Annotated in this window: 27 protein-coding genes; 9 read left to right on the top strand and 18 right to left on the bottom strand. The window is 69.3% G+C overall.

Going from position 1 to position 21,268, the window contains the following annotated elements; all coding sequences use genetic code 11:
- Positions 1–4: 4 nt before the first annotated feature.
- Genes G3572_RS18235 through G3572_RS18255 form a run of 5 tightly spaced genes read right to left on the bottom strand, consistent with a single transcriptional unit; the run spans position 5 to position 8,152 of the window.
- A complete protein-coding gene (locus tag G3572_RS18235; RefSeq protein WP_164614583.1) occupies positions 5–3,991 on the bottom strand; it encodes a baseplate multidomain protein megatron in 3,987 nt (1,328 codons plus the stop codon).
- A 24-nt stretch (positions 3,992–4,015) separates the two neighbouring features.
- A complete protein-coding gene (locus G3572_RS18240) occupies positions 4,016–4,462 on the bottom strand; it encodes an NlpC/P60 family protein (protein WP_354004069.1) in 447 nt (148 codons plus the stop codon).
- The gene (locus tag G3572_RS18245; RefSeq protein ID WP_164614585.1) at positions 4,459–5,343 is read right to left on the bottom strand and encodes a phage/gene transfer agent baseplate hub protein; all 885 of its coding nucleotides are present in this window, start codon (positions 5,341–5,343) and stop codon (positions 4,459–4,461) included. The genes G3572_RS18240 and G3572_RS18245 overlap by 4 nt, the downstream gene beginning before the upstream one ends.
- Positions 5,340–5,966, bottom strand: coding sequence for a DUF2460 domain-containing protein (locus tag G3572_RS18250; protein WP_164614588.1), 627 nt, complete (start codon positions 5,964–5,966; stop codon positions 5,340–5,342). Before G3572_RS18250 ends, G3572_RS18245 begins: the two co-directional genes overlap by 4 nt.
- A gap of 11 nt (positions 5,967–5,977) precedes the next feature.
- Positions 5,978–8,152 carry a phage tail tape measure C-terminal domain-containing protein gene (locus tag G3572_RS18255; RefSeq protein ID WP_164614590.1) on the bottom strand — a complete coding sequence of 725 codons (2,175 nt, stop codon included), beginning with the start codon at positions 8,150–8,152 and terminating at the stop codon, positions 5,978–5,980.
- A 68-nt stretch (positions 8,153–8,220) separates the two neighbouring features.
- Between G3572_RS18255 and G3572_RS18260 the strand changes: the two genes are divergently transcribed.
- Together G3572_RS18260 and G3572_RS18265 are read left to right on the top strand one after the other, a co-directional pair.
- Positions 8,221–8,433, top strand: coding sequence for an AbrB/MazE/SpoVT family DNA-binding domain-containing protein (locus tag G3572_RS18260; protein ID WP_164614592.1), 213 nt, complete (start codon positions 8,221–8,223; stop codon positions 8,431–8,433).
- Positions 8,433–8,813, top strand: a complete 381-nt coding sequence (locus tag G3572_RS18265; protein ID WP_164614593.1) for a type II toxin-antitoxin system VapC family toxin — start codon at positions 8,433–8,435, stop codon at positions 8,811–8,813. Before G3572_RS18260 ends, G3572_RS18265 begins: the two co-directional genes overlap by 1 nt.
- A 3-nt stretch (positions 8,814–8,816) precedes the next feature.
- Here G3572_RS18265 and G3572_RS22315 read toward each other — a convergent pair whose 3' ends face one another.
- The 11 genes from G3572_RS22315 to G3572_RS18315 form a co-directional block, all read right to left on the bottom strand.
- Entirely contained in the window at positions 8,817–8,960 is a 144-nt protein-coding gene (locus G3572_RS22315) for a DUF7697 family protein (RefSeq protein WP_435530990.1), read from the bottom strand.
- Positions 8,961–9,043: 83 nt separating this feature from the next.
- Positions 9,044–9,481, bottom strand: a complete 438-nt coding sequence (locus G3572_RS18270; RefSeq protein ID WP_164614595.1) for a phage-derived protein YdaY family protein — start codon at positions 9,479–9,481, stop codon at positions 9,044–9,046.
- Positions 9,481–10,425, bottom strand: a complete 945-nt coding sequence (locus tag G3572_RS18275) for a phage tail tube protein (protein ID WP_164614597.1) — start codon at positions 10,423–10,425, stop codon at positions 9,481–9,483. Before G3572_RS18275 ends, G3572_RS18270 begins: the two co-directional genes overlap by 1 nt.
- Positions 10,426–10,451: 26 nt before the next feature.
- Positions 10,452–10,871 carry an acyl-CoA transferase gene (locus G3572_RS18280; RefSeq protein WP_164614598.1) on the bottom strand — a complete coding sequence of 140 codons (420 nt, stop codon included), beginning with the start codon at positions 10,869–10,871 and terminating at the stop codon, positions 10,452–10,454.
- Positions 10,868–11,500, bottom strand: coding sequence for a DUF6441 family protein (locus G3572_RS18285; RefSeq protein WP_164614600.1), 633 nt, complete (start codon positions 11,498–11,500; stop codon positions 10,868–10,870). Before G3572_RS18285 ends, G3572_RS18280 begins: the two co-directional genes overlap by 4 nt.
- Complete coding sequence (locus G3572_RS18290; protein ID WP_164614602.1) at positions 11,497–11,808, bottom strand: head-tail joining protein; 312 nt, start codon at positions 11,806–11,808, stop codon at positions 11,497–11,499. The genes G3572_RS18285 and G3572_RS18290 overlap by 4 nt, the downstream gene beginning before the upstream one ends.
- Before the next feature lie 11 nt (positions 11,809–11,819).
- On the bottom strand, positions 11,820–12,842 hold the full coding sequence (locus G3572_RS18295) for a major capsid protein (protein WP_164614604.1): 1,023 nt from the start codon (positions 12,840–12,842) through the stop codon (positions 11,820–11,822).
- Between the two features lie 66 nt (positions 12,843–12,908).
- Positions 12,909–13,289 (bottom strand): head decoration protein, encoded by a 381-nt coding sequence (locus G3572_RS18300; RefSeq protein ID WP_164614606.1) that lies wholly within the window; start codon positions 13,287–13,289, stop codon positions 12,909–12,911.
- A gap of 115 nt (positions 13,290–13,404) precedes the next feature.
- Positions 13,405–14,838 (bottom strand): S49 family peptidase, encoded by a 1,434-nt coding sequence (locus G3572_RS18305; protein ID WP_164614608.1) that lies wholly within the window; start codon positions 14,836–14,838, stop codon positions 13,405–13,407.
- Positions 14,838–16,334 carry a phage portal protein gene (locus tag G3572_RS18310; protein WP_164614610.1) on the bottom strand — a complete coding sequence of 499 codons (1,497 nt, stop codon included), beginning with the start codon at positions 16,332–16,334 and terminating at the stop codon, positions 14,838–14,840. Before G3572_RS18310 ends, G3572_RS18305 begins: the two co-directional genes overlap by 1 nt.
- The gene (locus G3572_RS18315) at positions 16,334–16,543 is read right to left on the bottom strand and encodes a phage head-tail joining protein (RefSeq protein ID WP_153749246.1); all 210 of its coding nucleotides are present in this window, start codon (positions 16,541–16,543) and stop codon (positions 16,334–16,336) included. The genes G3572_RS18310 and G3572_RS18315 overlap by 1 nt, the downstream gene beginning before the upstream one ends.
- A gap of 84 nt (positions 16,544–16,627) precedes the next feature.
- Between G3572_RS18315 and G3572_RS18320 the strand changes: the two genes are divergently transcribed.
- Both G3572_RS18320 and G3572_RS18325 read left to right on the top strand, forming a co-directional pair.
- Positions 16,628–16,873: a type II toxin-antitoxin system CcdA family antitoxin gene (locus tag G3572_RS18320; RefSeq protein ID WP_164614612.1), complete on the top strand. Its 246-nt coding sequence runs from the start codon at positions 16,628–16,630 to the stop codon at positions 16,871–16,873.
- Complete coding sequence (locus G3572_RS18325) at positions 16,873–17,169, top strand: CcdB family protein (RefSeq protein WP_164614614.1); 297 nt, start codon at positions 16,873–16,875, stop codon at positions 17,167–17,169. The genes G3572_RS18320 and G3572_RS18325 overlap by 1 nt, the downstream gene beginning before the upstream one ends.
- On the opposite strand, the gene G3572_RS18330 is transcribed toward G3572_RS18325, so the two are convergent.
- Both G3572_RS18330 and G3572_RS18335 read right to left on the bottom strand, forming a co-directional pair.
- Complete coding sequence (locus tag G3572_RS18330; protein WP_164614616.1) at positions 17,170–19,200, bottom strand: phage terminase large subunit family protein; 2,031 nt, start codon at positions 19,198–19,200, stop codon at positions 17,170–17,172.
- On the bottom strand, positions 19,148–19,687 hold the full coding sequence (locus G3572_RS18335) for a hypothetical protein (RefSeq protein WP_036708755.1): 540 nt from the start codon (positions 19,685–19,687) through the stop codon (positions 19,148–19,150). The genes G3572_RS18330 and G3572_RS18335 overlap by 53 nt, the downstream gene beginning before the upstream one ends.
- 139 nt (positions 19,688–19,826) lie before the next feature.
- Here G3572_RS18335 and G3572_RS18340 point away from each other — a divergent pair, with 139 nt between their 5' ends.
- Genes G3572_RS18340 through G3572_RS18360 form a run of 5 tightly spaced genes read left to right on the top strand, consistent with a single transcriptional unit; the run spans position 19,827 to position 21,176 of the window.
- Positions 19,827–20,045, top strand: coding sequence for a hypothetical protein (locus tag G3572_RS18340; RefSeq protein ID WP_036708756.1), 219 nt, complete (start codon positions 19,827–19,829; stop codon positions 20,043–20,045).
- A 2-nt stretch (positions 20,046–20,047) separates the two neighbouring features.
- On the top strand, positions 20,048–20,269 hold the full coding sequence (locus tag G3572_RS18345) for a DUF6900 domain-containing protein (protein ID WP_036708758.1): 222 nt from the start codon (positions 20,048–20,050) through the stop codon (positions 20,267–20,269).
- A 12-nt stretch (positions 20,270–20,281) separates the two neighbouring features.
- The gene (locus tag G3572_RS18350) at positions 20,282–20,500 is read left to right on the top strand and encodes a hypothetical protein (protein WP_036708761.1); all 219 of its coding nucleotides are present in this window, start codon (positions 20,282–20,284) and stop codon (positions 20,498–20,500) included.
- 11 nt (positions 20,501–20,511) lie between these two features.
- Positions 20,512–20,817, top strand: coding sequence for a hypothetical protein (locus tag G3572_RS18355; RefSeq protein ID WP_036708764.1), 306 nt, complete (start codon positions 20,512–20,514; stop codon positions 20,815–20,817).
- The gene (locus G3572_RS18360; protein ID WP_164614618.1) at positions 20,814–21,176 is read left to right on the top strand and encodes a hypothetical protein; all 363 of its coding nucleotides are present in this window, start codon (positions 20,814–20,816) and stop codon (positions 21,174–21,176) included. Before G3572_RS18355 ends, G3572_RS18360 begins: the two co-directional genes overlap by 4 nt.
- The last annotated feature ends 92 nt before the right edge of the window (positions 21,177–21,268 follow it).

Raw genomic sequence — 21,268 nt, forward strand, 5'->3', positions numbered from 1 at the left:
GGGATCAGAACTGCAGCGTGACGCTGGCCGGTGCCCCGCGCCCGAGGCGGGCGGAGAGCTGGAAGATGCGGATGTCGAGCGTGTCGCCGGGGCCGAGCAGCGCGCCCCAGTCGGCGGTCTGCTGGGCGGCTGTGTAGAGAACGGAGGACGTGCCGCTGGTCAGCACGCGCTTCACCGCGTGCTGCGCACCGTCACGGATCTCGACCTCATAGGCTTCGACCTCTTCACCGAGGGGCACCTCGACCTGTTCCCAGGCATCGGCTTCGAGCGCGCGGGAGCGTCGGGTCCAGCGGATGGTCAGGTCGCCGGGCACGCGTGCCTGCCGCCAGGGCTGCGCGACATGCACTGGCGCGAAGGGGCGCAGGCCCGTGCCCGCAGGCGTGAAGGCTTGCGCCACGAAGGTCTCGTCCGAGGGCGGCCGGGTTGCGGGGCCCACGCGCCAGTTCCATGGCAGGCCGATGTCCCCCAACGCGACAGGCAGCGGTGCGAGCGTGCTGTCGAGCACCACCACCCGCGCCCCGGCGGGAGCCGGATTGCCCATCGCGCCTTCCGTGCCGCGCTGGCCGCGCAGGAGGCGGGTCAGCCGGTAGCGTCCCGGCGCGATCAACTCCGCCGCGCCCGCCTGGACGATCTCCCAGACCCCGGGGCTGGCCTCGACGGCCAGTGCATTGGCCCCGCCGAACAGGGCCAGATCAGTGACGCTTTCGAGCGAGCCGGTGAAGAGGTCGAGCGTCAGGGCATTGCCGAGATCGAAGCGCGAGACCGGGCCGGGCCAGAGATCGAAGGCCAGCACGCCCATCCGCGCCCGGGCGGGCACGGTGGTCAGGAGTTCGAACCCGTCGCCGCCGGGGCTGCGGAAGACCGCGAGTTCTCCGGGCCAGGGGCGCGCATGGGCGGCAAGGAAGGGCCTATGCGCGGGCTGGTCCTCGGTCAGCTGCGGCAGATCGAGGAAGGCGACCTCGGGTGCTGCCAGCACCAACGGGCGCGCGAGCGTCGCGGGGCGCGGATCGCCCGGTGGCAGGTCGTAGGCCGCGCGGTCCTGGCGGATCGCCTCGATCCCGCGCGCCTCGGCATCGGCCGTGGACAGGAGCCGGAAATCGAGGCTGCGCCCGTCGTGGACAAGCCGGATCACATCGGCCGGGTCGAGCGCGAGGCGCGAGGGCGGCAGACGGAAGCTGGCGGTCTCGCGGCCGATCCAGGCTTCCATCAGCGCGCGGCGGCAGCGGCGCTCGGCTTCCTCGGGCGCGACCGCCATGGGGAAGGCTTCCGACGCGATGCGGCTCGCGGACACGGTGATCCGCTGCGCCTCGACCTGGGCTGCGTCGTAATCCTCGTCGGCACGGGCCAGCTGCCACTTGAGCGCTTGCGGCAGTTCGGTCTCCTGTGCGCGGGTCAGTTCCAGACCCTCGGTGCGGGGGTCCGGGGCCGCGACCAGATCGTCGGCACCCAGTTCCGCGACAGCGGCGCGGCCGCGCATGACGAAGCGGATAACCCCGCCGCTCTCCACGGCATCGAACCCGAAATGCCGCGCCAGCGTGGTGATCGAGGCACGCGGGCTCTCGAGCGCGCCGATGACATAGCCCTCGACCGCGCCCCAGAGGCCGGTGACGTCGATGCGGTGGGCAGGCATCCCGGCGCGCAGGCAGAGATGGCGGACGAGCGCTGCCAGCGAGACCGCCCCGAGCCGCCCGGTCAGCCAGTGTCCGAGCCGCCAGTTGGGGCCATCCGTCCAGACGCCGGTCAGCGCGGGGAAGAACGGATAGGGCCGCGCATCCCAGGTCCAGGCGGCGCATTCGGGGACGTGCACCATCCGGCCGCCATAGACGGACGAGGTCGGGTTGGTCGCCGCCTCGCCCCACCAGAGGTACGTCGCCTCGAGATAGGCGCGCTGGATGGCGTCGTCGCGCCAGCCGCGGGAGAAGTACGGCGTGAAGCTCTCCGAGGACTTCGGGTCGAAGAAGACGTTCGGCTGGTTGGTGCCCCGATCGATGGCCGGGCAGCCGAGCTCAGTGAACCAGACGGGCTTCGACTGCGGCACCCATGCGGTGGGCGTCCCGCTCTCCACCCCGCCCGGGCGGTTAAAATGGGGCTCCGACCACCAGGCGCGCAGATCCTTGTAGCGGAAGACCCACGGCTTGCCTGCGCTGCCGTCGGTGATGGGCGTGCGCAGCTGTGCCGAGCGATCGACCTCCGAGGCATAGAACCAGTCGAAGCCCTCGCCCCCGGCGATGTTGGCTTTCAGATAGACGCGGTCGTGGATCGCTGGCCAACCCGCCTGCGCGTCGAGATGGTCGAACCCGTCGCGCCAGTCCGACAGCGGCATGTAGTTGTCGATGCCGATGAAGTCGGTGTTGGCGTCCGCCCAGAGCGGATCGAGGTGGAATAAGACGTCCCCCGAACCATCGCCCGGCTGGTGACCGAAATACTCGCTCCAGTCCGCCGCGTAGCTGATCCTGGTGCCCGGTCCGAGGATGCTTCGCACGCTTGCTGCGAGATCGCGGAAGGCCTGCACGGCGGGATAGGTGGACGCGTCCGAGCGGATCGTGGTCAGCCCGCGCATCTCCGAGCCGATCAGGAAGGCATCGACGCCCCCTGCAGCGGCGCAAAGATGGGCATAGTGCAGGATCATCCGGCGCAGGCCCCAGTCGCCGGCGGGGCCGGTCCAGCTGACGGTCTCGCCCGAGACTAAGAAGTTCGCGGGCGTGGCGGCGCCGAAGAAGTTCGCGACTTGCGTGGCCGCCGTGGCGGTCTTGTCAACGGTGCCCGCGAACCCGGCCGCGGGAGAGCAGGCAATCCGCCCCCGCCAGGGAAACACCGGCTGGCCCGGCTGGGCGGCGTTATCGCTGTAGGGGTTCGGAAGGCTGTTGCCGGGCGGGACGTCCATCAGGATGAACGGATAGAAGGTGACGCGCAGCCCGCGCGCCTTCATCTCCTGGATCGACTGCACCACGGCGAAATCGGCGGGCGTGCCTCCGTAGACCGGCCGATCCTCGCTGTCGCGGCTGACGAGATGCGCGTTCGCCCGGCTCACCCCGTTCACGCTCCAGAGGCGGCTCGTCGACTTGGACGCCACCTCCACGCCCGGTCGGATCTGGCAGTGGCCGGCCCGCAGATCGGTGCCGAACCAGGCAACGACGAGGCTGACGCTCTCGACCGCCGGCGCCATCGCCTGCAGCCGGTCGAGGGCCACCACAATGTCCGTCGTGTCGGGCAGCGCGTTCAGGTTCTCGGCCGTGGTGGTCCCGCCGATGCTTCCGGTCGTCTTCCGGATCGCCTGCGTGGCATAGGTGAACTCGCCCGAGGCCGGGATCATGGTGACCGCGCGGGTCAGCCCCTCGGCGGTGTCGGGATCGGCGAGCGGGCGGAAGACCTCGAAGGAAAGCTGCGGGATCCGGTTCCCGAAATCCGCCAGCGGCAGTTCCTCGAAGACGACATAGGCTGTGCCGCGATAGGCCGGGGTGTTGGCCGCGCCCATCTTCGCGGCGATGAACGGGTCCGGCGCCTGCGCCTCGTCGCCGGGATACCAGCGCATGGTGATGCCGGTCATGTCGAGCGGCTTGCCGTCTGCCCAGATGCGGCCGATGCCGGTGATCGGGCCCTCACACAGCGCCACGGCGAAGGACGCGAAATACAGATACTCCGTCGTGCGGACCTTGCCGCCCCCGCCGCCCTTTCCGCCGCCCCGCTGGGTGGTCGTGCGCGTCTCCTCGCGGAAATCCGTGGCCCAGACGATGTTGCCGGCGATCCGCATGCGGCCGTAGAGGCGCGGGATCACGGCACCCTCGGTCGAGGAGGTGATCCGCAGGCTCTCCAGCCGCGCGCCCTCGATGCGCTGGGTGGGGGCTAGCGAGGAGATGATCCAGCTGTCGATGACCGAACCCACGGTCGAGCCGATCAGCCCGCCGATGGCCGCGCCCGAGAGGCCAAGGATCGCGCCGCCGAAGCCCATGCCGATGCTGGAGCCGACGACGCCGAGAACGAGGGTGGCCATCAGGAAATCTCGATGTTGGAAGGGTCAGTGCGATGGAAACAGGAAGGCGAAGGTGATCTTGCGCGCCCAGGACGGGGTGAGCAGTTCCTCGATCACGCCAAGCCGCTCGTAGGCGTGGAGGAAGCGGTCGGGCCCGGTGAGGATCCCGACATGCTTGGCGATGGCGCGGCTATCCATTCGGAACAGCACCAGCGCACCGGGCGGGGCGTCGGCGGGCGGCACCTCGATCATCATGGCGCGCGCGCCCTCGGCCAGCACCTCGCGCGGGCCCGTCTCGCCCCAATCCCGGCTATAGGGCGGGATCGGAAAGGGCTCGGGGCCGACCACCTCCCGCCAGACGCCCCGGGCCAGCCCGAGGCAGTCGCAGCCCACGCCCTTCAGGCTGGCCTGATCGTGGTAGGGCGTGCCCAGCCACGCGCGGGCGATGGTGATGACGAGCGCGAGATCGGCGGCATCGCGAGGCGCTGTCACAGCACCGCCCCGTCATGGCCGCCACCGCGCGAGGCGTAGCGCAGGATGGTGTCCTGCCCCGGGATATGCGGGAAGCCCCGGAAGTTCGCGACGTTCCCGAACTTCGCGCTGCAGGTGGCCAGCCGCTTGTCGCAGCCCGCGCGGGCGATGAAGCTGTCGCCCTCACTGAGAGGGCGCACCGGAGCCTCGAGCAGCGTCAGGATCGCGAGCCCATCGACCAAGTCGTGCGCAAGCACCTCCGCCTGACGCCCCGCATTGGCACCAGATGCCCACTCGACCGTGCCGTGCGCGAACCAGCCCGCCGCGAAACTGCCAAGCCCCGAGGCCGTGAACGCCCGGTCGCGCAGCAGGTCGGTGACCGCGCCCGTGCCCCGGAAGTCCGCCGCCTCGAGGTTCACGCCGCAGCGGTCGTCGCCCAGCGCGGCGTCGCAGCCCGCCTGAAATGTCCGCCCGACCGTCTGGCCCAGCACATGGGCGAGCGAGCGCACCTCGGCCACGAAGGCCACCCGGCCGCGCCGGACCTGCCCGATGGCGCCCCGGCGCAGCAGCACGCGCTGGCTGGTGTCGGCCCAGTTCACCCGCCAGAGCTCGACCTCGGCATTGTCCCAGCGACCATCCTGAATGTCGGTCTCGGTGATGCGGTCGGAGGACAGTACGCCCTCGGCATCCTGCGCATCGACCGACAGGTCCGAGCCTGCCCGAACCTCGGAGGCTGTGAACCCGCTCTCGGGCTCGAACTCGGTCCCCTCGAAGGTCAGCGCCCGGTCGTGGTCGGTGAAACCGAAGCTGACGCCATCGGCCCGCGTGATGCGCCAGCACCAGGCAAGGGTCGTGGTGCCGTCATCGAGATGCGCCTGCAGGGAGGGGGCAAGCTGCTTCATCTGCGGATCTCCAGGAGCGGGATGGAGGCGATCGACCCGAGGCGCTCGAGGTCGAGCGTCACGTCGAGCGTGTCGGTGTCGAAGCGGACGGGTGTGTCGAACTCGAAGCCCGCGGTGACGGGGACGCCCGCACCGGGGGCCGAGCCGAAGGTGACGAGGCCGGTGGTGGTGTCGACCGACCAGCCCGAGAGCTGCTCGGTCCCGCCGAGGGCTACACGGACGGTGCCCGCGACGGGCTTGGTGATGGCGCGCGTCCAGGACTGCCCGCCCGAGGCGTAGCGCTTCAGGAGCGGAAATGTCGTGCGGACGCCATCGCCGGTGCCGAGTGGCTGATCCAGCGGCGACGGCGTGCCCGAGGGCAGGCACGACTTGTGATCGCCCCAGTCCTTGAAGCGGAAGCCGTGGAGGCGTCCGTTGCGCGCCTCGAAGAAGGCCACCACCACGGCCAGGTCATCGGCGCGGCGGATGCCGTAGGCGACATCGTAACGGCGGCGGCTGTTGGCCCAGCTGGCATTCCTCTCTTCGTCGCCCGAGGCGAGCTCGACCACCTGCGTGCGCCGTTCGGGCCCGCCGCGCGCGCCACGGCTGATCGCGTCCGGAAACCGGACCTCGTGAAACGCCATGCTCGGGATCCTCAGAGACCGCGGCGGCCCATCGACACCGCGCGGGCGATGTCGGCGGCGACTTGCGTCCGCGATTGGCGGAAGCTTTCCGCGTCGCGGGTCATGATGGTGACATTTACGGAGGGCGCTCCGCCGCGCCCGCCATATCCCGCTGCCTCGCGGCGCGAGAGCACGCGCTCGCCGCGCTGGAGGATCGCGGGCACCTCGTCCGGCTTCAGCCCGACCCAGCCGCCGGAATGCATGCGCGGGGCATTGGCGAAGGCCAGCGCCGGGACCATCCGGCCGGGACCGGCCGCACCCACCGTGCCGCCTGCGTGCAGGACCGAGGCGAACATGCCGCCCGCGCCGCCAAGCACCCCTGACAGCAGCCCCGCCAGCGGCCCGAGGATGAAGCGCCGCGCGGCGAGCCGGGCCAGATCGGCGATCATCGAGGTCACCAGATCGCGGAAATCGAGCTTGCCCTTGCGGACGAAGTCGGCGACCGCGTTCTCGGCTGCGCCGAACGCGCCCACCAGCGCCTGGCCGATATCGGCCCCGATCTCGCGCGCTCTCGCTGCATAGTCGGCGAGCGCGGCGGTGACCGCCTGCCATCCGGTCACGGCTTCCTCGGCGCCGGTAGCCGTCTGTGTTCCGGCCTCGCGCCCGGCGGCGCCCGCGCGACCGGCTGAGGTTTCCGCCTCGTCCAGCGCCTCGGCGACGCGCCGGGCCCCGGCGGCGGCGGCATCGAGCGCACCCTCGGTTTCCTCGCCCGAGCCGCGCACCGCCTCCACCAGCGCGGTGACGGCCTCGCGGACGCCATCGAAGGCGCCCGCCCGTGTGTCCGCCGCCCGCTGGCGGAAGCGTTCGGCCATGGTGCCCGCGTTGCTGGCGGCATGGTCGAGCATCGAGGCCCATGACTGCGCCCCGAACCAGTCGATCTGGAAATCCGCGCCGATCCGGTCGGCCACGGCATTGAAGGTGGGCCCGATCATCCCGAGGAAGTCGGCCCACTTCCCCGCCAGGAAGGCCATGAGGCGGGTCCAGATGCCCTCGATGTCGGCACGCAGGGCCCGGAAGTCGTCGACCAGCGAGCCCATCGTGGCCTTGATGCCGTCCCAGACCGCGCGGGCCACGTTACCCATCAGCTCCAGCGCATTCCCGAAGCCTCCCGCCCCGGTGACGAGGCGGGAGAACTGATAGACCAGCTCGCCCGCGCCGACGATCAGCGCCCCGATGCCGGTGCGGATCAGCGCGCCGCGCAGGACCACGAGCGCAGTGGCCAGCCCGCGCACCGACAGCGCCGCCGCCGCGAGCCCGGCAACCCAGCGCCCGGCCATGAGGGCGGCGAAGGTGGCGGCATAGGAGGTGAGCCGCCCGAGGTTGTCGAACAAAGTCCGGATCGCGATGCCGAGCGGCCCGGTGGTGCGCGCGACCGCTGCCATGGCGTCGGCCACCGCCTCCAGCGCGGGCGCCGCCGCGACCGCCAGCTGGTTCGCCAGCCCGCGCCAGATCAGGCCGAGGCGCGAGATGGCGTCGTTGGTGCGTTCGATCTGGCGGGCGTCCTGATCGGAGACCACCACCCCGAAATCCCGCACATCCTGCGTGGCCTGGCGCAGCGTCGCCGTGTCGATCCGGGTGAAGACCAGCGCCGCCCGGTCGCCGAAGAGCTGCGAGGCGACCGCTGCTCGCTCGGCCTCGGGCACGAGGTCCGCGAGCCGGTCCTGGATCAGCGCGATCCGCTGGTCGAGCGGCAGGGCCTGCAGCTCTCCCGCCGACAGCCTCAGGCGGCGCAGGGCTTCCGTCGCGGGCCCGGCCCCGGCGGCGGCCTGGCTCAGCCGTCGCGTCAGCTGCATCGCCGCCTGTTCGACCTGACCCATCGACACGCCCGCCAGATCGCCCGCGCGCTCCAGCACCTGGATCGAGGCCACCGTCGTGTCGAGTGAGGCCGCAAGCTTGGCCTGGTTATCGATCACCGACAGCCCCGAACGGATCATCGCCGTGGCCGCCGCCGCAAGCGCCCCGGCCGCTGCCGCCGCTGCGATCCGGGCGCGCCGCGCGAAGGCAGCAAGCCGGGTGTTGGCCATCTCCATCTCGCGCGACAGGCGCCCGAAGCCGCGCGCTCCGGCCTCGCCGACACCCTCGAGTTCGGCACGCACTTGCCGCCCGCCCACCGCCGCAAGGCGGACGGATACGCGTTTCTCCGTCATCGGATGCTCCTTGCCTTGGCGGCTCTCGCGTCTTACGTTACTGGTATCGATCCATGAGGCGTATGACGATGGCCGAGACCGCAACCCTGTCCTCGAAGTTCCAGATCTCGATCCCCAAGGCGATCCGGGCTGCCCATGCCTGGGAGGCCGGGCTGACCTTCGCCTTCATCCCGAAGGGCACCGGCGTGCTGCTCGTGCCGGTGCCGAAGAAGGAGAGCCTGAAGGGCCTTGCGAAGGGGGCGCGGCCCGAGGATTTCCGCGACCGCTCGGACCGGACCTGATGATCCTCGTCGACACCTCGGCCTGGATCGAATGGCTGATCGGCTCGCCCACCGGCGAGGCGGTCGCCGGACATCTGCCTGAGCAGGAGGCCTGGGTGGTGCCGACCATGGTCCAGCTTGAGCTCGCCAAGTGGCTCGCCCGCGAGGTGGGCGAGGACAAGGCCGATCAGGTCATCGCCTTCACGCAGGTCTGCCAGGTCGTGCCGCTCGACACCGAGATCGCGCTCGCGGCCGCTGAGGCCTGCAGCGCACATCGCCTCGCCACCGCCGATGCCATCGTCTTCGCCACGGCGCGCGCGAGGGACGCGACGCTTCTGACCTGCGATGCGCATTTCGAGGGGTTGCCTGGGGTGCAGGTCATCCCGAAGCGGCCTTCCTGAGCATCAGCCGCGCTCGGCCGCCATCTGTTCGTTGATCTTGCGCACCATCACCGCCTCGATGGGCGGCAGGAACTCGGCCATCGCGAGGGCGGGAACCCCCAGCGCGCGGCCCAGCGCGAGTGCGGCACCCATGTCCCAGCCGATCACTGCACCGGGCAGGATCCGGAGCTGGCCGCCGAGGCGCTGCGCGAGGTCCCAGACCTGTGTGCCCTCAAGGGTGAGCGGTCGGCTCAGCCTTGCCGGGCAGTCCGGGCAGGCTTGCGGGCAGGCCGTGCAGTAGCTTTCGCCCCCGCCGTAGGACCAGTCGGCGAGGGCGCAGAGGCGTTTTTTTCCTGTTCCAGCAGCAGACCCTTGGCGACATAGGCCGCTTGGAAGGCCTCGAAGGCGGGCCAGATTTCGAGGAGCGCATCGATGCCCTCGGGGCTGACACCGACCGGGTTGCCCTCGGCATCGCCGACACCTTCCCAGTCCAGCACCGCGCGCCGGGCCACCGCCTTGGCCATGGCCAGCGCCAGTTCCTCGGTCGTCGCTTCGGGCGGCAGGGCCTCGATCGCCGGATCGGCCCGGGCGGACACCATCAGCGCGGTGGTCAGCGGGCGCAGCTTCAGCCGCACCCCGGGCAGCATATCGAGCCAGCGCGGCGCGTTCGTCAGGTCCAGCGTGAGCATCAGTACGTCTCCCTCTCGTTCACCAGCGTCACGGCGCACATCCGCCCCAGCGTAGGATCGACCGCCGCCTGCCAGTCGAAACTGGCCTGGATGCCCTGCGGGCCCGGTACCTCGACGCGCGGGCGCGGCAGGTAGACGGCATGGATGGTGAAGGTCAGGCTCTCGCCCGAGGGCAGCGTCCAGCCGAGTTCGATCTCGCACGGATCCCCGGCGATGGCCTGGTTCGCCAGCACCTGATCGGCGAAGCGCACCTCCATTCGGCCGGTGAGCGCCGCCATGCCGGGGTCGGCGCCGTCGATGCGGCCATCGGCGCGGATGGTCTCGATCCGGTCGAGATTGTTGGTATAGGTCACCTCGGCGGTGACGAGGTTGCCCAGCGCCGCGCCATTGCGCGTGACCGTGCCGTTGAAATGGCCGAAGCGCAGCAGGTCCAGCGCGGCCGGGGTGCCCGCGCCGGTGGTCGCCGCCAGCGCCTCGCCCTGCGCAACCAGCCGGGCGGTCGCCGTCAGCAGCCCCGCGCGCTGCATCTGGAAGGACAGCTGGTCGACGACGCAGCCCGCATACATGGCAAAGCGCGGCACCTCGGGCATGGCGACCTCGATCGCTATCGACGGCAGCACCCATCCGCCCGAGCGGTACTCGTGCGTGAAGGGCCCCGGGGCCGTGCCAGTGGTCGTCGGCGCCCCGAACGCCCCCTTCAGCCAGAAGCCGAAGGCCTCGGCGTCCAGCGGCACGACCACGTCGCCATCGGCGGTCAGCGCGTCCTTGATCGGCGCCAGCGGATCGCGGCCGTAGCCGAGCAACTCGGAGTTCAGCAGCGGCTGCTCGGCCCCCAGCGTGGTGCTGGCGAAGGGCATCCGCGTGTAGCCGCTGGCGGGCGGCGTGCCATAGGTTGTCTCGAACGCCAGCGCCATCTGCGCCCGCGCCCCGTGGGCTCGTGCCATCGTCTTGTCTCCTGTGATGATAGGGGTCAGGCCAGCGGATCGGCTGTGCTGTAATGGAGAACGACCGGGATCACGGCGGCCTTCAGGCTTGCCGCGCCCTCAATGGGCAGCTCGACGGGCCGAGGAGCTTCCGCCTCGATCCAGTCGCACCGGCCGCCGAGTGTGCGATCGGCGGAGATTGCCGCGCCGATGCTGGCGCAGAGCGCGGCGAAGGTCGTGTCACGGTCGGCGCCCTGCACGACCGCCTCGATCTCGGCGCGGTGCTGGTAGTGGTAGCGCAGCGGCGACAGCGTCACGCCGGGTTCGCCCGGCTCGCCATCGCGCAGGATCATCAGGCCTGCGGCGGGAACGCGCTCGGGCAGCACCTCGCCGCGCAGCACTGGCACATGCGGAACCGTGCGCAACAGATCCGCCAGGGCGGATAGAATGGTCTCGCGGGGTGTCATCCGATCTTTCCTTCGACCCAGTTTGCGACGATCGCGCCTGGGATAGCCTCCTGCGCCCGCGCTGCATCGCGCGCGAGGTCGAGCCGCTTGCGGAGTTGCACCTGCGGCACCAGCAAGAAGATCGGGACCGTGGTCACGCCCCGTCCGGTCCTCGAGCGTGAAGCCACAGCGCGCCCGCGCGCATTGAGCCGCCCTTCCGCGACCAGAAGGCTGGGGCCGGTTCGCCGATAGACGAAGCGCAGGCGCAGGCCCAAGCGGCGCTCCCATTCGCCGGGGGTGATGCGCCCACCGCGCGCGGACTTGCCCGCAGCCGGCGTGGGGATCGCCAGCCAGAACCCGTTGCGCGACCGGATCAGCTGGCCCGTTTCATGGGCACCGATGATGACCGGGGCCTTCGACCAGACTAACGCGGCTGCGCTGAGGCTGGGTCGGCCTTTCGGGAACTGCTCGGACCGGATGGTGTTGGCCAGGCGCTGGCCGAGGCCTGCGCCGGTGATCTGCGCGCGCCAGGAGGATTTCACGCTGTTGCCAGCCTCGCTGACCGCCTGGCTCACGGCCCGCTCGCCTGCCTTGATCTCGGCGGCCATCATGGCGACGAGGTCCGGCGTGATGTCTAGTTGCAACTTCATGCTGGCCTCAGATCGACGGTCCAGATCAGCCGCTCGCGATCACGGACCGGCTCGCCCTGAATGATGAAGGCCTCGTCCTCGATCTCGACGCGGTCACCGGGCCGCGGGTTCGGGACCTCGGCAACGCGCAGATCGATCCGGGTGGTCTCGGACCAGAGGCGGGCGTCACCGAAGCCCGTAACCTCGTCCGCGCGGCGGGTGACCACGCGGATGAGTTTCGGTGCGCCGCCGTCCGCGATCCAGGTTGCATCGCGGGCGATGTTGGGATCGGCAAACAGGTTGTCGATGGCGGCGGCGAAGACGGACATGCGTGCGCCCGTCAGTTCGAGCTGTGCAGGCGGATCGCGAGGCGCGGGCGCTTGTTGACCGGCAGGATCGATGCCTCGGTCATGAGATCGATCCAGCGGCCCTTGGCGTCCATCATCTGGCGCGCATAAAGCGGCAGGCCCACGGTGTTGGCGGTCTCCAGCAGGTTGGCAGGCCCGCCATAGGTGGTGAAGGTGTCGAAGGTGCCGAGCGGGAAGGCGATGCCCTCGCCGGTGGGGATCAGCCGCTCGGATGTGCCATTCGAGAGGGTGACCGAGCCGTTGTACTCCTCGAAGAGGATGCCCGCGAAGGGGAAGGCGCGGCGCATGTCCTCGCGGAGCGGCTGGCCTCCGGTCGCCGAGAAGAACTTGTAGGCGTCCTCGGTCTTCGGGTGGCTGATCAGCTTGTCGAAGAATTCGGAGCTGACCAGCGCATGGGCGGTGGTCATGGTCTCGCCCAGGAGATTGTCCTCGATCGCGCGCAGGGTGGTGCGCACCTTGCCCTGGATGTTGGTGCCGGCGGTGCCGAAGACGAAGTCGACCGAGATCTGATCGAGGCCGAACTCGGTGAAGTAATTGTAGAGCGTGGTGCCCGCACCATCCTTCACGATGCCGCGCAGCGCGTTCATCTCCATGTATTCGCGGGTCTGGGCATGCTTGCGGCGCATCAGCGTCAGCTTGCGGTTCATCACCTCGACCAGCGGATCGGCCGCATCCGAGACGCCCAGCGCGGGCATTCCCTGAATGTCGGCGGGCAGGATCACGTCGTCATGCGGGATCCACGGCAGGGCGAAGCTGCGCATGGAGCGCGCCTCGCGGTTGCCGACGGTGGCGGGCGCGCCCAGCGGAACCGAGGGCAGGAGGCTCAGGACCCCCTCGCGCTGTTCGATGACGATGGAGCGCTGGGTGACGCCTTCAAAGCGGAAGAGGCCGATCTGGCCAAGGCGGGTGTAGAGGTTGGGCAGGATGTTGATGGCCTGCGTCATCTCGGCGAGCGAATAGCCGCCCGCGTCGAACGGGTTGCGGGTGATGGTCATGGGGAACTCCGGGAAAAGAGGGGTGGCGCGGGAGAGCGCGATGGGGGAAACGGTTGATCCGTCAGATCAGGCGGTGTCGCGGGGGACGATGCCCAGCGCGGCGAGCTGGCCGTGCTTGGTGGCGGTCTTTGGCGCGTCATCGACAGTGGTGTCAAAGACCAGCGCTGCCTTCGAGACGATGGCAGGGCCCCGCGCGACCACCACGCCGATGGCGTCGGTGGCGCTGGCATCGACCGCGTAGAGCAGCACGGCCGCGGCGGTCTGCGCGCCATCCGAGCCGCCCGAGGTGGCGAGCTTGTATTTGCCGCTGGCGGTGATGCGGCCGAGCACGGCACCGACGGGATAGTTGGTCCCTTCGAGCAGCGTGACAGTCTCGCGGGTGTAGTTCGGGTTGACCTCGTACTTGAGGACGTCGCCCATCGTGGCGGGCTGATGAAGGACGGTCATGGCGGGGGCTCCTGTTCGAAAGATGCAAGCGTTGAGCCCCGCTGACAGCAATCAGCGGGGTTCATGGCGGTGGATTGATCGAGGAAGTGACAGCCGTCGCGGGCGCCGATTGGCGTCAGCGATGGGCTCCCGATGCCGCGGCGCGCTTCGCGGCGGCGACGATGGGGCTTTCCTTCGCGAGCGGCAGGACCGGCGAACGGGGGGCGGCAACGATGTCGCGGGCATCCGCGGCCGCACTGGCGCGTTCGAGCACCAGGCGGCGCAGGGCCTCGGGGGTGGTGCCCTCGCGCAGCGCCTTCGCCGCGTCGATGGCGATGCCGAGGCGGCCCGCCTGCGCCGCGATCTCGGCGATCTCCGCCGCCGCCTCGCGTAGCTGCGCCGAGAGCTCGGCCAGATTGCCAGTCTGCGGGGCGGTCGTCGCGGGGGCAGTTGCTGCGGCTGCAGACGGTTGAGTTTCAGCGGGGGACGGCTCGGCGACGGCAGGCGGATCATCTGTGGGATCGGGTTCAGCATCGTCGAAGTCCGTCACACCGATCCCGGTGTCCTGCGGGCTCTCGTCGGGGTCGCTCTGGGTGGCCATGATTGCCTCCTGTCTGGGGTGGGGAAGGGATGCGCGCGTGGTGCGCATGGGTGAGAGTGTCGGGGTGCGGGACAGCATCTGCCGGAACGCCGCGAAGCCGCGCGTCAGATCGGTGACCTCGTCGGCGAGGCCAGCGGCGAGAGCATCCGCGCCACGGTAGGTCGCGGCTTCGGTCGCCAGCGCAGCCTCCTGGCTCAGGCGACCAGAGCGCCCGGCCGCGACGGTTTCCGCGAAGAGAAACCGCAGCACGTCGATCTCGCGCTGGATGTCGTCGCGCACGGCCTCGGGCAGCGGCTGATACGGGTTGCCATCGACCTTGTGCTGGCCCGAGTGGATCAGCGTGACACGCACCCCGTCCTGATCGAGCTGCCCGCTGAGATCGGCATGGAGCACCACGACGCCGATGCTGCCCAGCGCACCGGTGCGTGGCAGCAGGATGCGATCCGCTTGGGAGGCGAGCGCATAGCCCGCCGAGAAGGCGTGTTCGGCCACAAAGGCCCACACGGGCTTGGGTCCCCGAATGGCACGAATGCGATCTGCGAGGTCAAAAACCCCGGCGACCTCGCCCCCGAAACTGTCGATTTCCAACGCGAGGCCGCGCACGGCCGGATCGCTGGCCGCCGCATCGATCTGGGCCGCGATCCCCTCGTAGCTGGTCTGGCCCGAGGATTGGCCGATCCAGCCACCGCGATGGATCAACACGCCTGCAATCTCGACCACGGCGATGCCGTCGACGACAGGATAGGGCGCATCGCCATGCTGGCGGTAGTCGTCTGCCAGACCGCCAGCCAGCAAGCTGGCGCGAGCGGGCAGGATGGCCGCTCTATCCGGCGCCTTGACGCCGTCCGCCAGTTCGACCCGCCGCCCCAGGATGCGAGGTCCAAGGCCGGACAGGAACGCCATGGCCTTGGAGGGTTCGACGAGCAGCGGCGTGTTGAAGGCGCGCGCGGCAATCCGGGCATGAAGCATCAGGGCTGGTCCTCGTCTGGACGCGGGCGATCCTCCGCGTCATCGGTGTCGTCAACTTGCTCTTCCGCGTCGCCTTCGATGGGCATTGCCTGCACACCTTGCGCAGGCGAGCCGGGGCGGCGGAAGTCGAGGCCCAGCAACCGCTCGCGCGCCCGCTCGGCGGCAATCTCCCGGTCGACCTGCTCGGCGTCGTAGCCGCGCTCGGCGATGGCCTGCGTGCGGGATTTCAGCCCGGCCTCGATCTGGGCGATCTCGGCATTGGCGTCCTTCAGCGGATCGACCCAGTCCCACTTGGTGGGCAGCCAGTCGGCTGTCAGGAGCCGCGCGCGGTTCGCCTCGTAGCCGGGCAGGGTGAGGGCACCCGACAGCACGGCCGCATCCATCCAGCGGGCATAGACCGGCCGGCAGAGCTGCCAGACCATCACCGAATGCTGCCAGGCCGAGACGCGGCGGCGGAACTCGATCAGCGCGAGGCGCGAGTTCGAGAAGTTCCCCTTCACCATGTCATTGGCGAGATAGGGATAGGGGATGCCAAGTGCTGCCGATATCTGCAGGAGCGTGCGGTACTGGAAGGGCTCATAGGTTGCTCCGCTGTCTGCAGGCTGGCCCACAGTCACATCCTCGCCCGGATCGAGGCGCACGATCTGCCCAGGGCTGATTTCCACCCCGTCTGGCACTTCGTCATCCTCGGCCGGTGCGAGCGGGTTCTCCGGCGCAGGCGAGGTCACAAACATCGCGTACATCGCCGCGACCTTTTTGCGGTCGAGCTCGGCATCGTCATACTGATCAAGCAGAAACAGCTTCACGATCGCCGGGGCCAGTTTCGACACGCCGCGCAGCTGGCCGCCCTCTACGGGGTCGATCACATGGATCACCTCGGCGGCCGGCACCCGTACTACCTCGCCCGCCAGCCCCGGATCGGTGCTGTCGCCGGGATGGCGGCGCAGGAAGTGATAGGCCACGCGCCGCCCGATCCTGTCGAACTCGATCCCCTGGCGGATCGCGTTGCCATTGGCCGCCGTGCCGGTCTGCTCCAGCGGCAGCATCTCGGCGGGCAGCATCTGCAGCTGCAGCGGCACCGTCAGCCCGTCGCCTGCGCGGCGCATCCGGATCCGGAAGAACACCTCGCCCGCCATGAACACCTCACGCGCGGCGCGGCGCTGCAGCCCGTAGAAGTCGGTCAGCCCTTCGGCATCGGCCTCGTCGGTCCAGGCGAGCCAGAGGCGTTGCAGTTCCTCCTTGCGCGCGGCATCCCCGATCTTGGAGATCGGCTTGATCCCGTCGCCCACAGTGTTGGCGGCCCAGCTTTCGACCGCATTCACGGCATAGCCGTTGTTGCGTACCAGCCAGCGGGCGCGGGCGGTGATGTCGGGCCCGGCGGCCGCGATCAGCGCGTTGACATGGGCGCGGGTCGCGCGGAAGCCGCGTAGGCGCCGATGATGCTGGCCGGCATCGAACCCGCCGATGAAGGCCCCGAGGCGCTGACGCCAGTTCATCACAGATCCTTCACGGCGAAGGGGCGCAACACGCGCCGGCTGGTCCGTTCCAGCGCCGCGATCCGGCGCTCGATATCGGCAATGGCGGCGGCCAGCTCGGCATCCGAGCCATAATTGATGCTCTTGCCGTCATAGCTGACCGACCGCGTGCCGCTGTAGCGCGCGGCCAGCAGCGCGCTGTGGCGGGCCTTGAGATCATCGAGGGTCATGGGGGTCTCGGGGTTCCTGTCGTGCAGTGCGCTTGTTGTGAACACGCATCGTGTGTATTATGGTTGTGTCGAATGGAGGGCCTGATGCCGCAGAGCACCACCGAGAAGCAGCGCACGAATGTCTCGCTGACCGCCTCCAATCTCGCCGCCGCGCGCGAGCTGGGGCTGAATGTCTCCGCGATCAGCGATGCCGCGCTGGCCGAGGCCGTGCGTGTGGCGAAGGCCGAGGCCTGGGCGCACGAGAATGCCGAGGCGATTGCCGAGCGCCGCGCCTGGATCGAGGCCAACGGCACCCCTCTCGCTGATCTCCAGATCCTGAAGCTGGACTGATGGCGCAGTTCCACGTCTATCGCGTGCCGGGCGGCCGGCTGGTGCTCGACCTCCAGACCGATCTGATCGAGACTGGCACCCGGGTGGTCGCGCCGCTGGTGCCCGCCGCCTCGGGGCCGAAGGCCATCGGGCGGCTCGAGCCGGTCTTCGAGATCGAGGGCGCCGCGCATGTCCTGCACACGACCGAAATGGCCGCGATCCCCTCGGCCCTGCTCAAGGCGCCGCCCGTCGCGGACCTGTCGCGGTTCGACTACGAGATCCGGGGTGCCCTCGACATGGTCTTCTCTGGCTTCTGATCACTCCATGTATCGGGGCGTGCTGATCTTCCAGCCGCGCCGCCGCGGGGCGGTGATGCGCCCGGCTTCTGGCGCATCAGGTTTCGTTTGCTCGAGCGGGGCAGCAGCTATGGCCGCACTGTCGATGCCGGCCTGCTTCTCAAGCTGCCGCCACATGCGCTCGTCGAAGCGGTCGGCGCCGAGGATCCACGCGGCGGCGCGTGCATAGACCCGCGCGTCGAGCGCCTCGTTCCGCTCGCGCAGCTTCTGCCATTCCTGGCGGGCATAGCCGCGCCGGTCGCGGATCGTGACCAGCTGTTCGGCGACCAGCTGTTTCAGCCATTCGCTGTCGGCCCAGTCGGGCAGGTGGATCGTGCCGGCCGGTGTCGGCGCGTCCGGCTCGGACGGTCGATCGATCCGCAGATAGCGATAGGTCTCGGCCTTGAAGGTGGCTGTGGCCACCGTCCAGAGCCGCGCCCCGCGCTTGAGTTTGCGGCCATTCACGGTCGCATCCACGAAGGTCGGCCCCGACACGGGCGTGGCCCGGTTGAACCCCTCGAGGCCCTTCACGGGCGTCACCTGCGCGATGCCCTGCTTGCGGGACCAGGCATAAACGGCGGCGGACTCGTAGCCGGTGTCGATCGCGAGCTTCGCCAGCGTCATGAACGCGCCATTCTCATGCGCCCATGTCTGGCCCAGCAGTGCGGTCAGCCTGTCCCAGCAGGCGGGATCATCCGGCCCGCCCGGGATCACTATGTGATCCACGAGCCAGCTTTCCAGCCCGCGGCCCCAGGCCCAGACATCGACCTCGATCCGGTCCTTCTGCACATCGGCGCCTGCGGTCAGGAAGAGCCCGCCTGCGGGGATCTGCGCCGGGAAGGCGATGCGCCGATCAGCCAGCCGCTGCCATTCCGGCGCCTCGCCGCTTTCGATCCAGGTCTCGCCCAGGAGCGTGTTGCGCGCTGCGCGCAGCATTTCGTCCGAGCCCTGGGCGGCCAGCCAGTCGCGCGCAATCTGCTCCCAGCTCTTCCAGCCGATCGGCGAATAGAGCGCGGACAGATGGAACCCGATCGCATTCGGATCCGCACTGGTCGCCGTCGCCCGCCACTCGCCCCGCGCCAGCATTTCCGTCTTGTGGTGCTCTGCGATGGCGCGTTCGCAGCCCGCGCAATGATAAGCGGCGGTCTCAGGCCTCCCCTTCGCCCAGCGCAGCCGCTCGAACTGCAGCCATTGCCTGTGGCCACAATGCGGACAGGGCACGAAATAGCGCCGCTGGTCGCTGGCCTCGAACTCCCGCTCGATGCGTGACAGCCCCCGGATGGTCGGGGTCGAGACCATGAACACCTTGCGCCGGTGCGCGAAGGTGGTGGTCCGGGCCTCGGCCAGCGTGACCGGATCACCTTCCTCGTCGGCCGAGGCCGGATAGGCATCGACCTCGTCCAGAAACACATAGCGCGCGGGCATCGACCGCAGGCCGGTGGCCGAGTTCGCGCCGGTCAGGACCAGGATGCCGCCGGGGAATTCCTTGGACAGCATCGAATTGCCCGCGTCGCGTGAGCGGGCGGGGCTGACCCGTTCCTTCAGTGCCGGGCTGTCCTCGATCAGCGGGTCGATCCGGCCGCGCGAGGTCCGCTTGGCCATCTCGACGGTCGGCAGCACCGCCAGCATCGGCCCCGGTGCATGGTGGATGACAAAGCCGATCCAGTTGTTCCCGGCCTCGGTCGCGCCGACCTGCGCGGCCTTCATGAAGGAGATGCGCTGGGCGGGATGACCGGGCGAGAGCGCATCCATGATGGCGCGCAGATAGGGCGTGCGCGCGGTGCGATACCGCCCGGGCTCGGCCGAGGCGCGCGATGACAGCCAGCGATGCGCATCGGCCCATTCCGACACCGTCAGATCGGCGTCCGGCCGCATGCCCCGCCGCCAGGCGCGCAGGACGTCCTCGGCCCCGTCGAAGCCGAGGTCGAGCCCCTCGGTCAGGTCGTGATTACTGTCTCCTTCATGCAAGCGAGACCCGGAGGTCTGCGAGGGCGTCGAGCTGCTCTCGGACATGGGTTTCCAGCACCCTTTGCAGGATCGCAGTCTCGATCGTAACGGGCACCCCCGATGCCTTCTCCATCTCTGCGGACAATTGCGCGGCCATCAGCGCGGCCACGCGGGTGGGCCAGGTGACCCATGTATCGCGCTCCTGGCGCGCGAGGCGGAACACCAGCGTCTCGGCGCGTGCGCGGTCGACCAGCACGCCCTTCTTCTTCTGGACCGCGATCTGCTTGTCCTGGGCGGAATAGACCGTCAGCAGCGTGCGCGCCTTGATGTAGGACGCGGTCTCTCCTGGCCCGCTGATCACTCCCTCGCCACCGCCGCGCGAGCGCATCTGCTGATCGGGATCGGTCATCGCCCCCCGACGCGCATCCGAGGCCGCCGCGTTGATCGACCCGTCGGCGAAGAGCACCAACCGACCGTTCTTGCGCGCCTTCTGCACCGCCCCGCGCGAGAGGCCGGAATGGGCGGCATAGGCGCGTTCGGACATACCTTCCATGGCGCTGCGGTGATCCTTAAGATATTGGAATTAAACAGAAATACGCTTCTTATTCAGTTGATTACACTCCCGGATAGAGCGAGTCTTATCCCAACGAAACGGGTGCATCGCACCCCTTGGACGAGGATCGGAGCCAGCCATGCGCGCACAGGAGAGAATGGGGCACAGCTCGATGAGCGAAGGGTGGCGCAACCACACGAGCCCCGCGCAGGAGCGGGTGAACTGGGTGATGGACGAAGTGATGTCCGGGCGGATGAGCCAGGCGGACGGGATGGTCGAGATGGCCAAGGCCCAGGAAATGATGCGCGAGGAAGCCCGCGCGCGGACGACCCACCCCGAACACCGCTGGGAGGACTGACCATGGCGCGCCGCAAGAACTCCGACCCGACCGCCCAGCGCGACGCCCAGCTTCTCGAGATCGCCCAGCGCCAGTTCCACCTCGAGACGCTCGAGACCCGCAACTGGGACCGGCTGGATTTCCACGACGTCGCCGTCTGGGCCATCCGCGCCGCGCTCGAGGAGGCCTTCGAGGCCGGACGCCGCGCAGGCGCAGCAACCGCTCCCTCTGAAACCCAACCCTGAAAGGATCCAACCATGACCACCATCACCACCATCCGCATCGATCACGCCGCGCTGCCGGACCCGCTGAACCTCAAGGGCCCCGACGCCGCCGCCCGCATGATCGAGGCCGCGTTGCGCGACGAGGGTATCATGGCCGAGGCTTCGGACGTCATCTCGCACATCAAGATCGAGCTGCCGACCGGCCAGCTCGCCGCTGCCAGCACGATGCTGGCCAGCTTGCAGCTGATCTGAGGAGGGCGAGGATGAGCACGCGCGCACAGATCGCCATCCAGCTTGGGCCCGAAGAATGGGCCCATGTGTACTGCCACTACGACGGCTATCCCTCGCACATGCTGCCCGCGCTGGCCTCGTGGACGCCCGAGGACATCCTCGGGGCAAAGGAAATCCGGCAGGTGCGGGCCGACGAGCTCGACTGCTTCGATCCGCCCCGCGAGCCCACGATCCTGCCGCGCCCCACGCGCGAGCTGTGCCATCTCTATGTCTGGCAGGACGGGGCATGGGTCGAACTGGATCCCGAGGCCGCGCAGCCCGAGGAGCTCCCATTATGACGCAATCCTTCAACTGCCTCTCCGAAGGCGAAACCCTCCACGGCGTTGTGCGTCGCAACTGTGCCATCGGCTTCGATCTGCGCTTCTGCCGCAGCGTGGCGATCAGCCCCGACGACCGTGACACCGAAACTTGCGATCCGTCCGAGGCCGAGTTCGCCACGCTCTATGCGCTCACTGATCTGGGCGAGGCCATTGCCATCCACGATGCGGACCTGACCAGCGCCGGAGCGGATGAAGTCGCCGCCGTTGCCCGCACGCTGTTCGTGGCCATGGTCAACGCCCGCCGTGATCCCCCCGATGCCGCCCAGCGCTTTGAGGCGGAACAGGCGGCGATGATCGATCCGGATCGGATAGAATGATCAGAAAGCACTGATATTGCTCAGATTTACCTACGATAATCGCCGCACCGGAGCGATGGTTGTCGCACGGAAACGATGCAACTCACCATGGA

This window comes from Pseudotabrizicola algicola (assembly GCF_010915705.1).
Taxonomy (GTDB): Bacteria; Pseudomonadota; Alphaproteobacteria; order Rhodobacterales; family Rhodobacteraceae; genus Pseudotabrizicola; species Pseudotabrizicola algicola.

What these genes read in the sequence shown, in the direction of transcription:
- G3572_RS18235 (WP_164614583.1), bottom strand. Translation starts at nt 3,991, where the DNA reads ATGGCCACCCTCGTTCTCGGCGTCGTCGGCTCCAGCATCGGCATGGGC.
- G3572_RS18245 (WP_164614585.1), bottom strand. Translation starts at nt 5,343, where the DNA reads ATGAAGCAGCTTGCCCCCTCCCTGCAGGCGCATCTCGATGACGGCACC.
- G3572_RS18250 (WP_164614588.1), bottom strand. Translation starts at nt 5,966, where the DNA reads ATGGCGTTTCACGAGGTCCGGTTTCCGGACGCGATCAGCCGTGGCGCG.
- G3572_RS18255 (WP_164614590.1), bottom strand. Translation starts at nt 8,152, where the DNA reads ATGACGGAGAAACGCGTATCCGTCCGCCTTGCGGCGGTGGGCGGGCGG.
- G3572_RS18260 (WP_164614592.1), top strand. Translation starts at nt 8,221, where the DNA reads ATGGCCGAGACCGCAACCCTGTCCTCGAAGTTCCAGATCTCGATCCCC.
- G3572_RS18265 (WP_164614593.1), top strand. Translation starts at nt 8,433, where the DNA reads ATGATCCTCGTCGACACCTCGGCCTGGATCGAATGGCTGATCGGCTCG.
- G3572_RS18270 (WP_164614595.1), bottom strand. Translation starts at nt 9,481, where the DNA reads ATGCTCACGCTGGACCTGACGAACGCGCCGCGCTGGCTCGATATGCTG.
- G3572_RS18275 (WP_164614597.1), bottom strand. Translation starts at nt 10,425, where the DNA reads ATGGCACGAGCCCACGGGGCGCGGGCGCAGATGGCGCTGGCGTTCGAG.
- G3572_RS18280 (WP_164614598.1), bottom strand. Translation starts at nt 10,871, where the DNA reads ATGACACCCCGCGAGACCATTCTATCCGCCCTGGCGGATCTGTTGCGC.
- G3572_RS18285 (WP_164614600.1), bottom strand. Translation starts at nt 11,500, where the DNA reads ATGAAGTTGCAACTAGACATCACGCCGGACCTCGTCGCCATGATGGCC.
- G3572_RS18290 (WP_164614602.1), bottom strand. Translation starts at nt 11,808, where the DNA reads ATGTCCGTCTTCGCCGCCGCCATCGACAACCTGTTTGCCGATCCCAAC.
- G3572_RS18295 (WP_164614604.1), bottom strand. Translation starts at nt 12,842, where the DNA reads ATGACCATCACCCGCAACCCGTTCGACGCGGGCGGCTATTCGCTCGCC.
- G3572_RS18300 (WP_164614606.1), bottom strand. Translation starts at nt 13,289, where the DNA reads ATGACCGTCCTTCATCAGCCCGCCACGATGGGCGACGTCCTCAAGTAC.
- G3572_RS18305 (WP_164614608.1), bottom strand. Translation starts at nt 14,838, where the DNA reads ATGCTTCATGCCCGGATTGCCGCGCGCGCCTTCAACACGCCGCTGCTC.
- G3572_RS18310 (WP_164614610.1), bottom strand. Translation starts at nt 16,334, where the DNA reads ATGAACTGGCGTCAGCGCCTCGGGGCCTTCATCGGCGGGTTCGATGCC.
- G3572_RS18315 (WP_153749246.1), bottom strand. Translation starts at nt 16,543, where the DNA reads ATGACCCTCGATGATCTCAAGGCCCGCCACAGCGCGCTGCTGGCCGCG.
- G3572_RS18320 (WP_164614612.1), top strand. Translation starts at nt 16,628, where the DNA reads ATGCCGCAGAGCACCACCGAGAAGCAGCGCACGAATGTCTCGCTGACC.
- G3572_RS18325 (WP_164614614.1), top strand. Translation starts at nt 16,873, where the DNA reads ATGGCGCAGTTCCACGTCTATCGCGTGCCGGGCGGCCGGCTGGTGCTC.
- G3572_RS18330 (WP_164614616.1), bottom strand. Translation starts at nt 19,200, where the DNA reads ATGTCCGAGAGCAGCTCGACGCCCTCGCAGACCTCCGGGTCTCGCTTG.
- G3572_RS18335 (WP_036708755.1), bottom strand. Translation starts at nt 19,687, where the DNA reads ATGGAAGGTATGTCCGAACGCGCCTATGCCGCCCATTCCGGCCTCTCG.
- G3572_RS18340 (WP_036708756.1), top strand. Translation starts at nt 19,827, where the DNA reads ATGCGCGCACAGGAGAGAATGGGGCACAGCTCGATGAGCGAAGGGTGG.
- G3572_RS18345 (WP_036708758.1), top strand. Translation starts at nt 20,048, where the DNA reads ATGGCGCGCCGCAAGAACTCCGACCCGACCGCCCAGCGCGACGCCCAG.
- G3572_RS18350 (WP_036708761.1), top strand. Translation starts at nt 20,282, where the DNA reads ATGACCACCATCACCACCATCCGCATCGATCACGCCGCGCTGCCGGAC.
- G3572_RS18355 (WP_036708764.1), top strand. Translation starts at nt 20,512, where the DNA reads ATGAGCACGCGCGCACAGATCGCCATCCAGCTTGGGCCCGAAGAATGG.
- G3572_RS18360 (WP_164614618.1), top strand. Translation starts at nt 20,814, where the DNA reads ATGACGCAATCCTTCAACTGCCTCTCCGAAGGCGAAACCCTCCACGGC.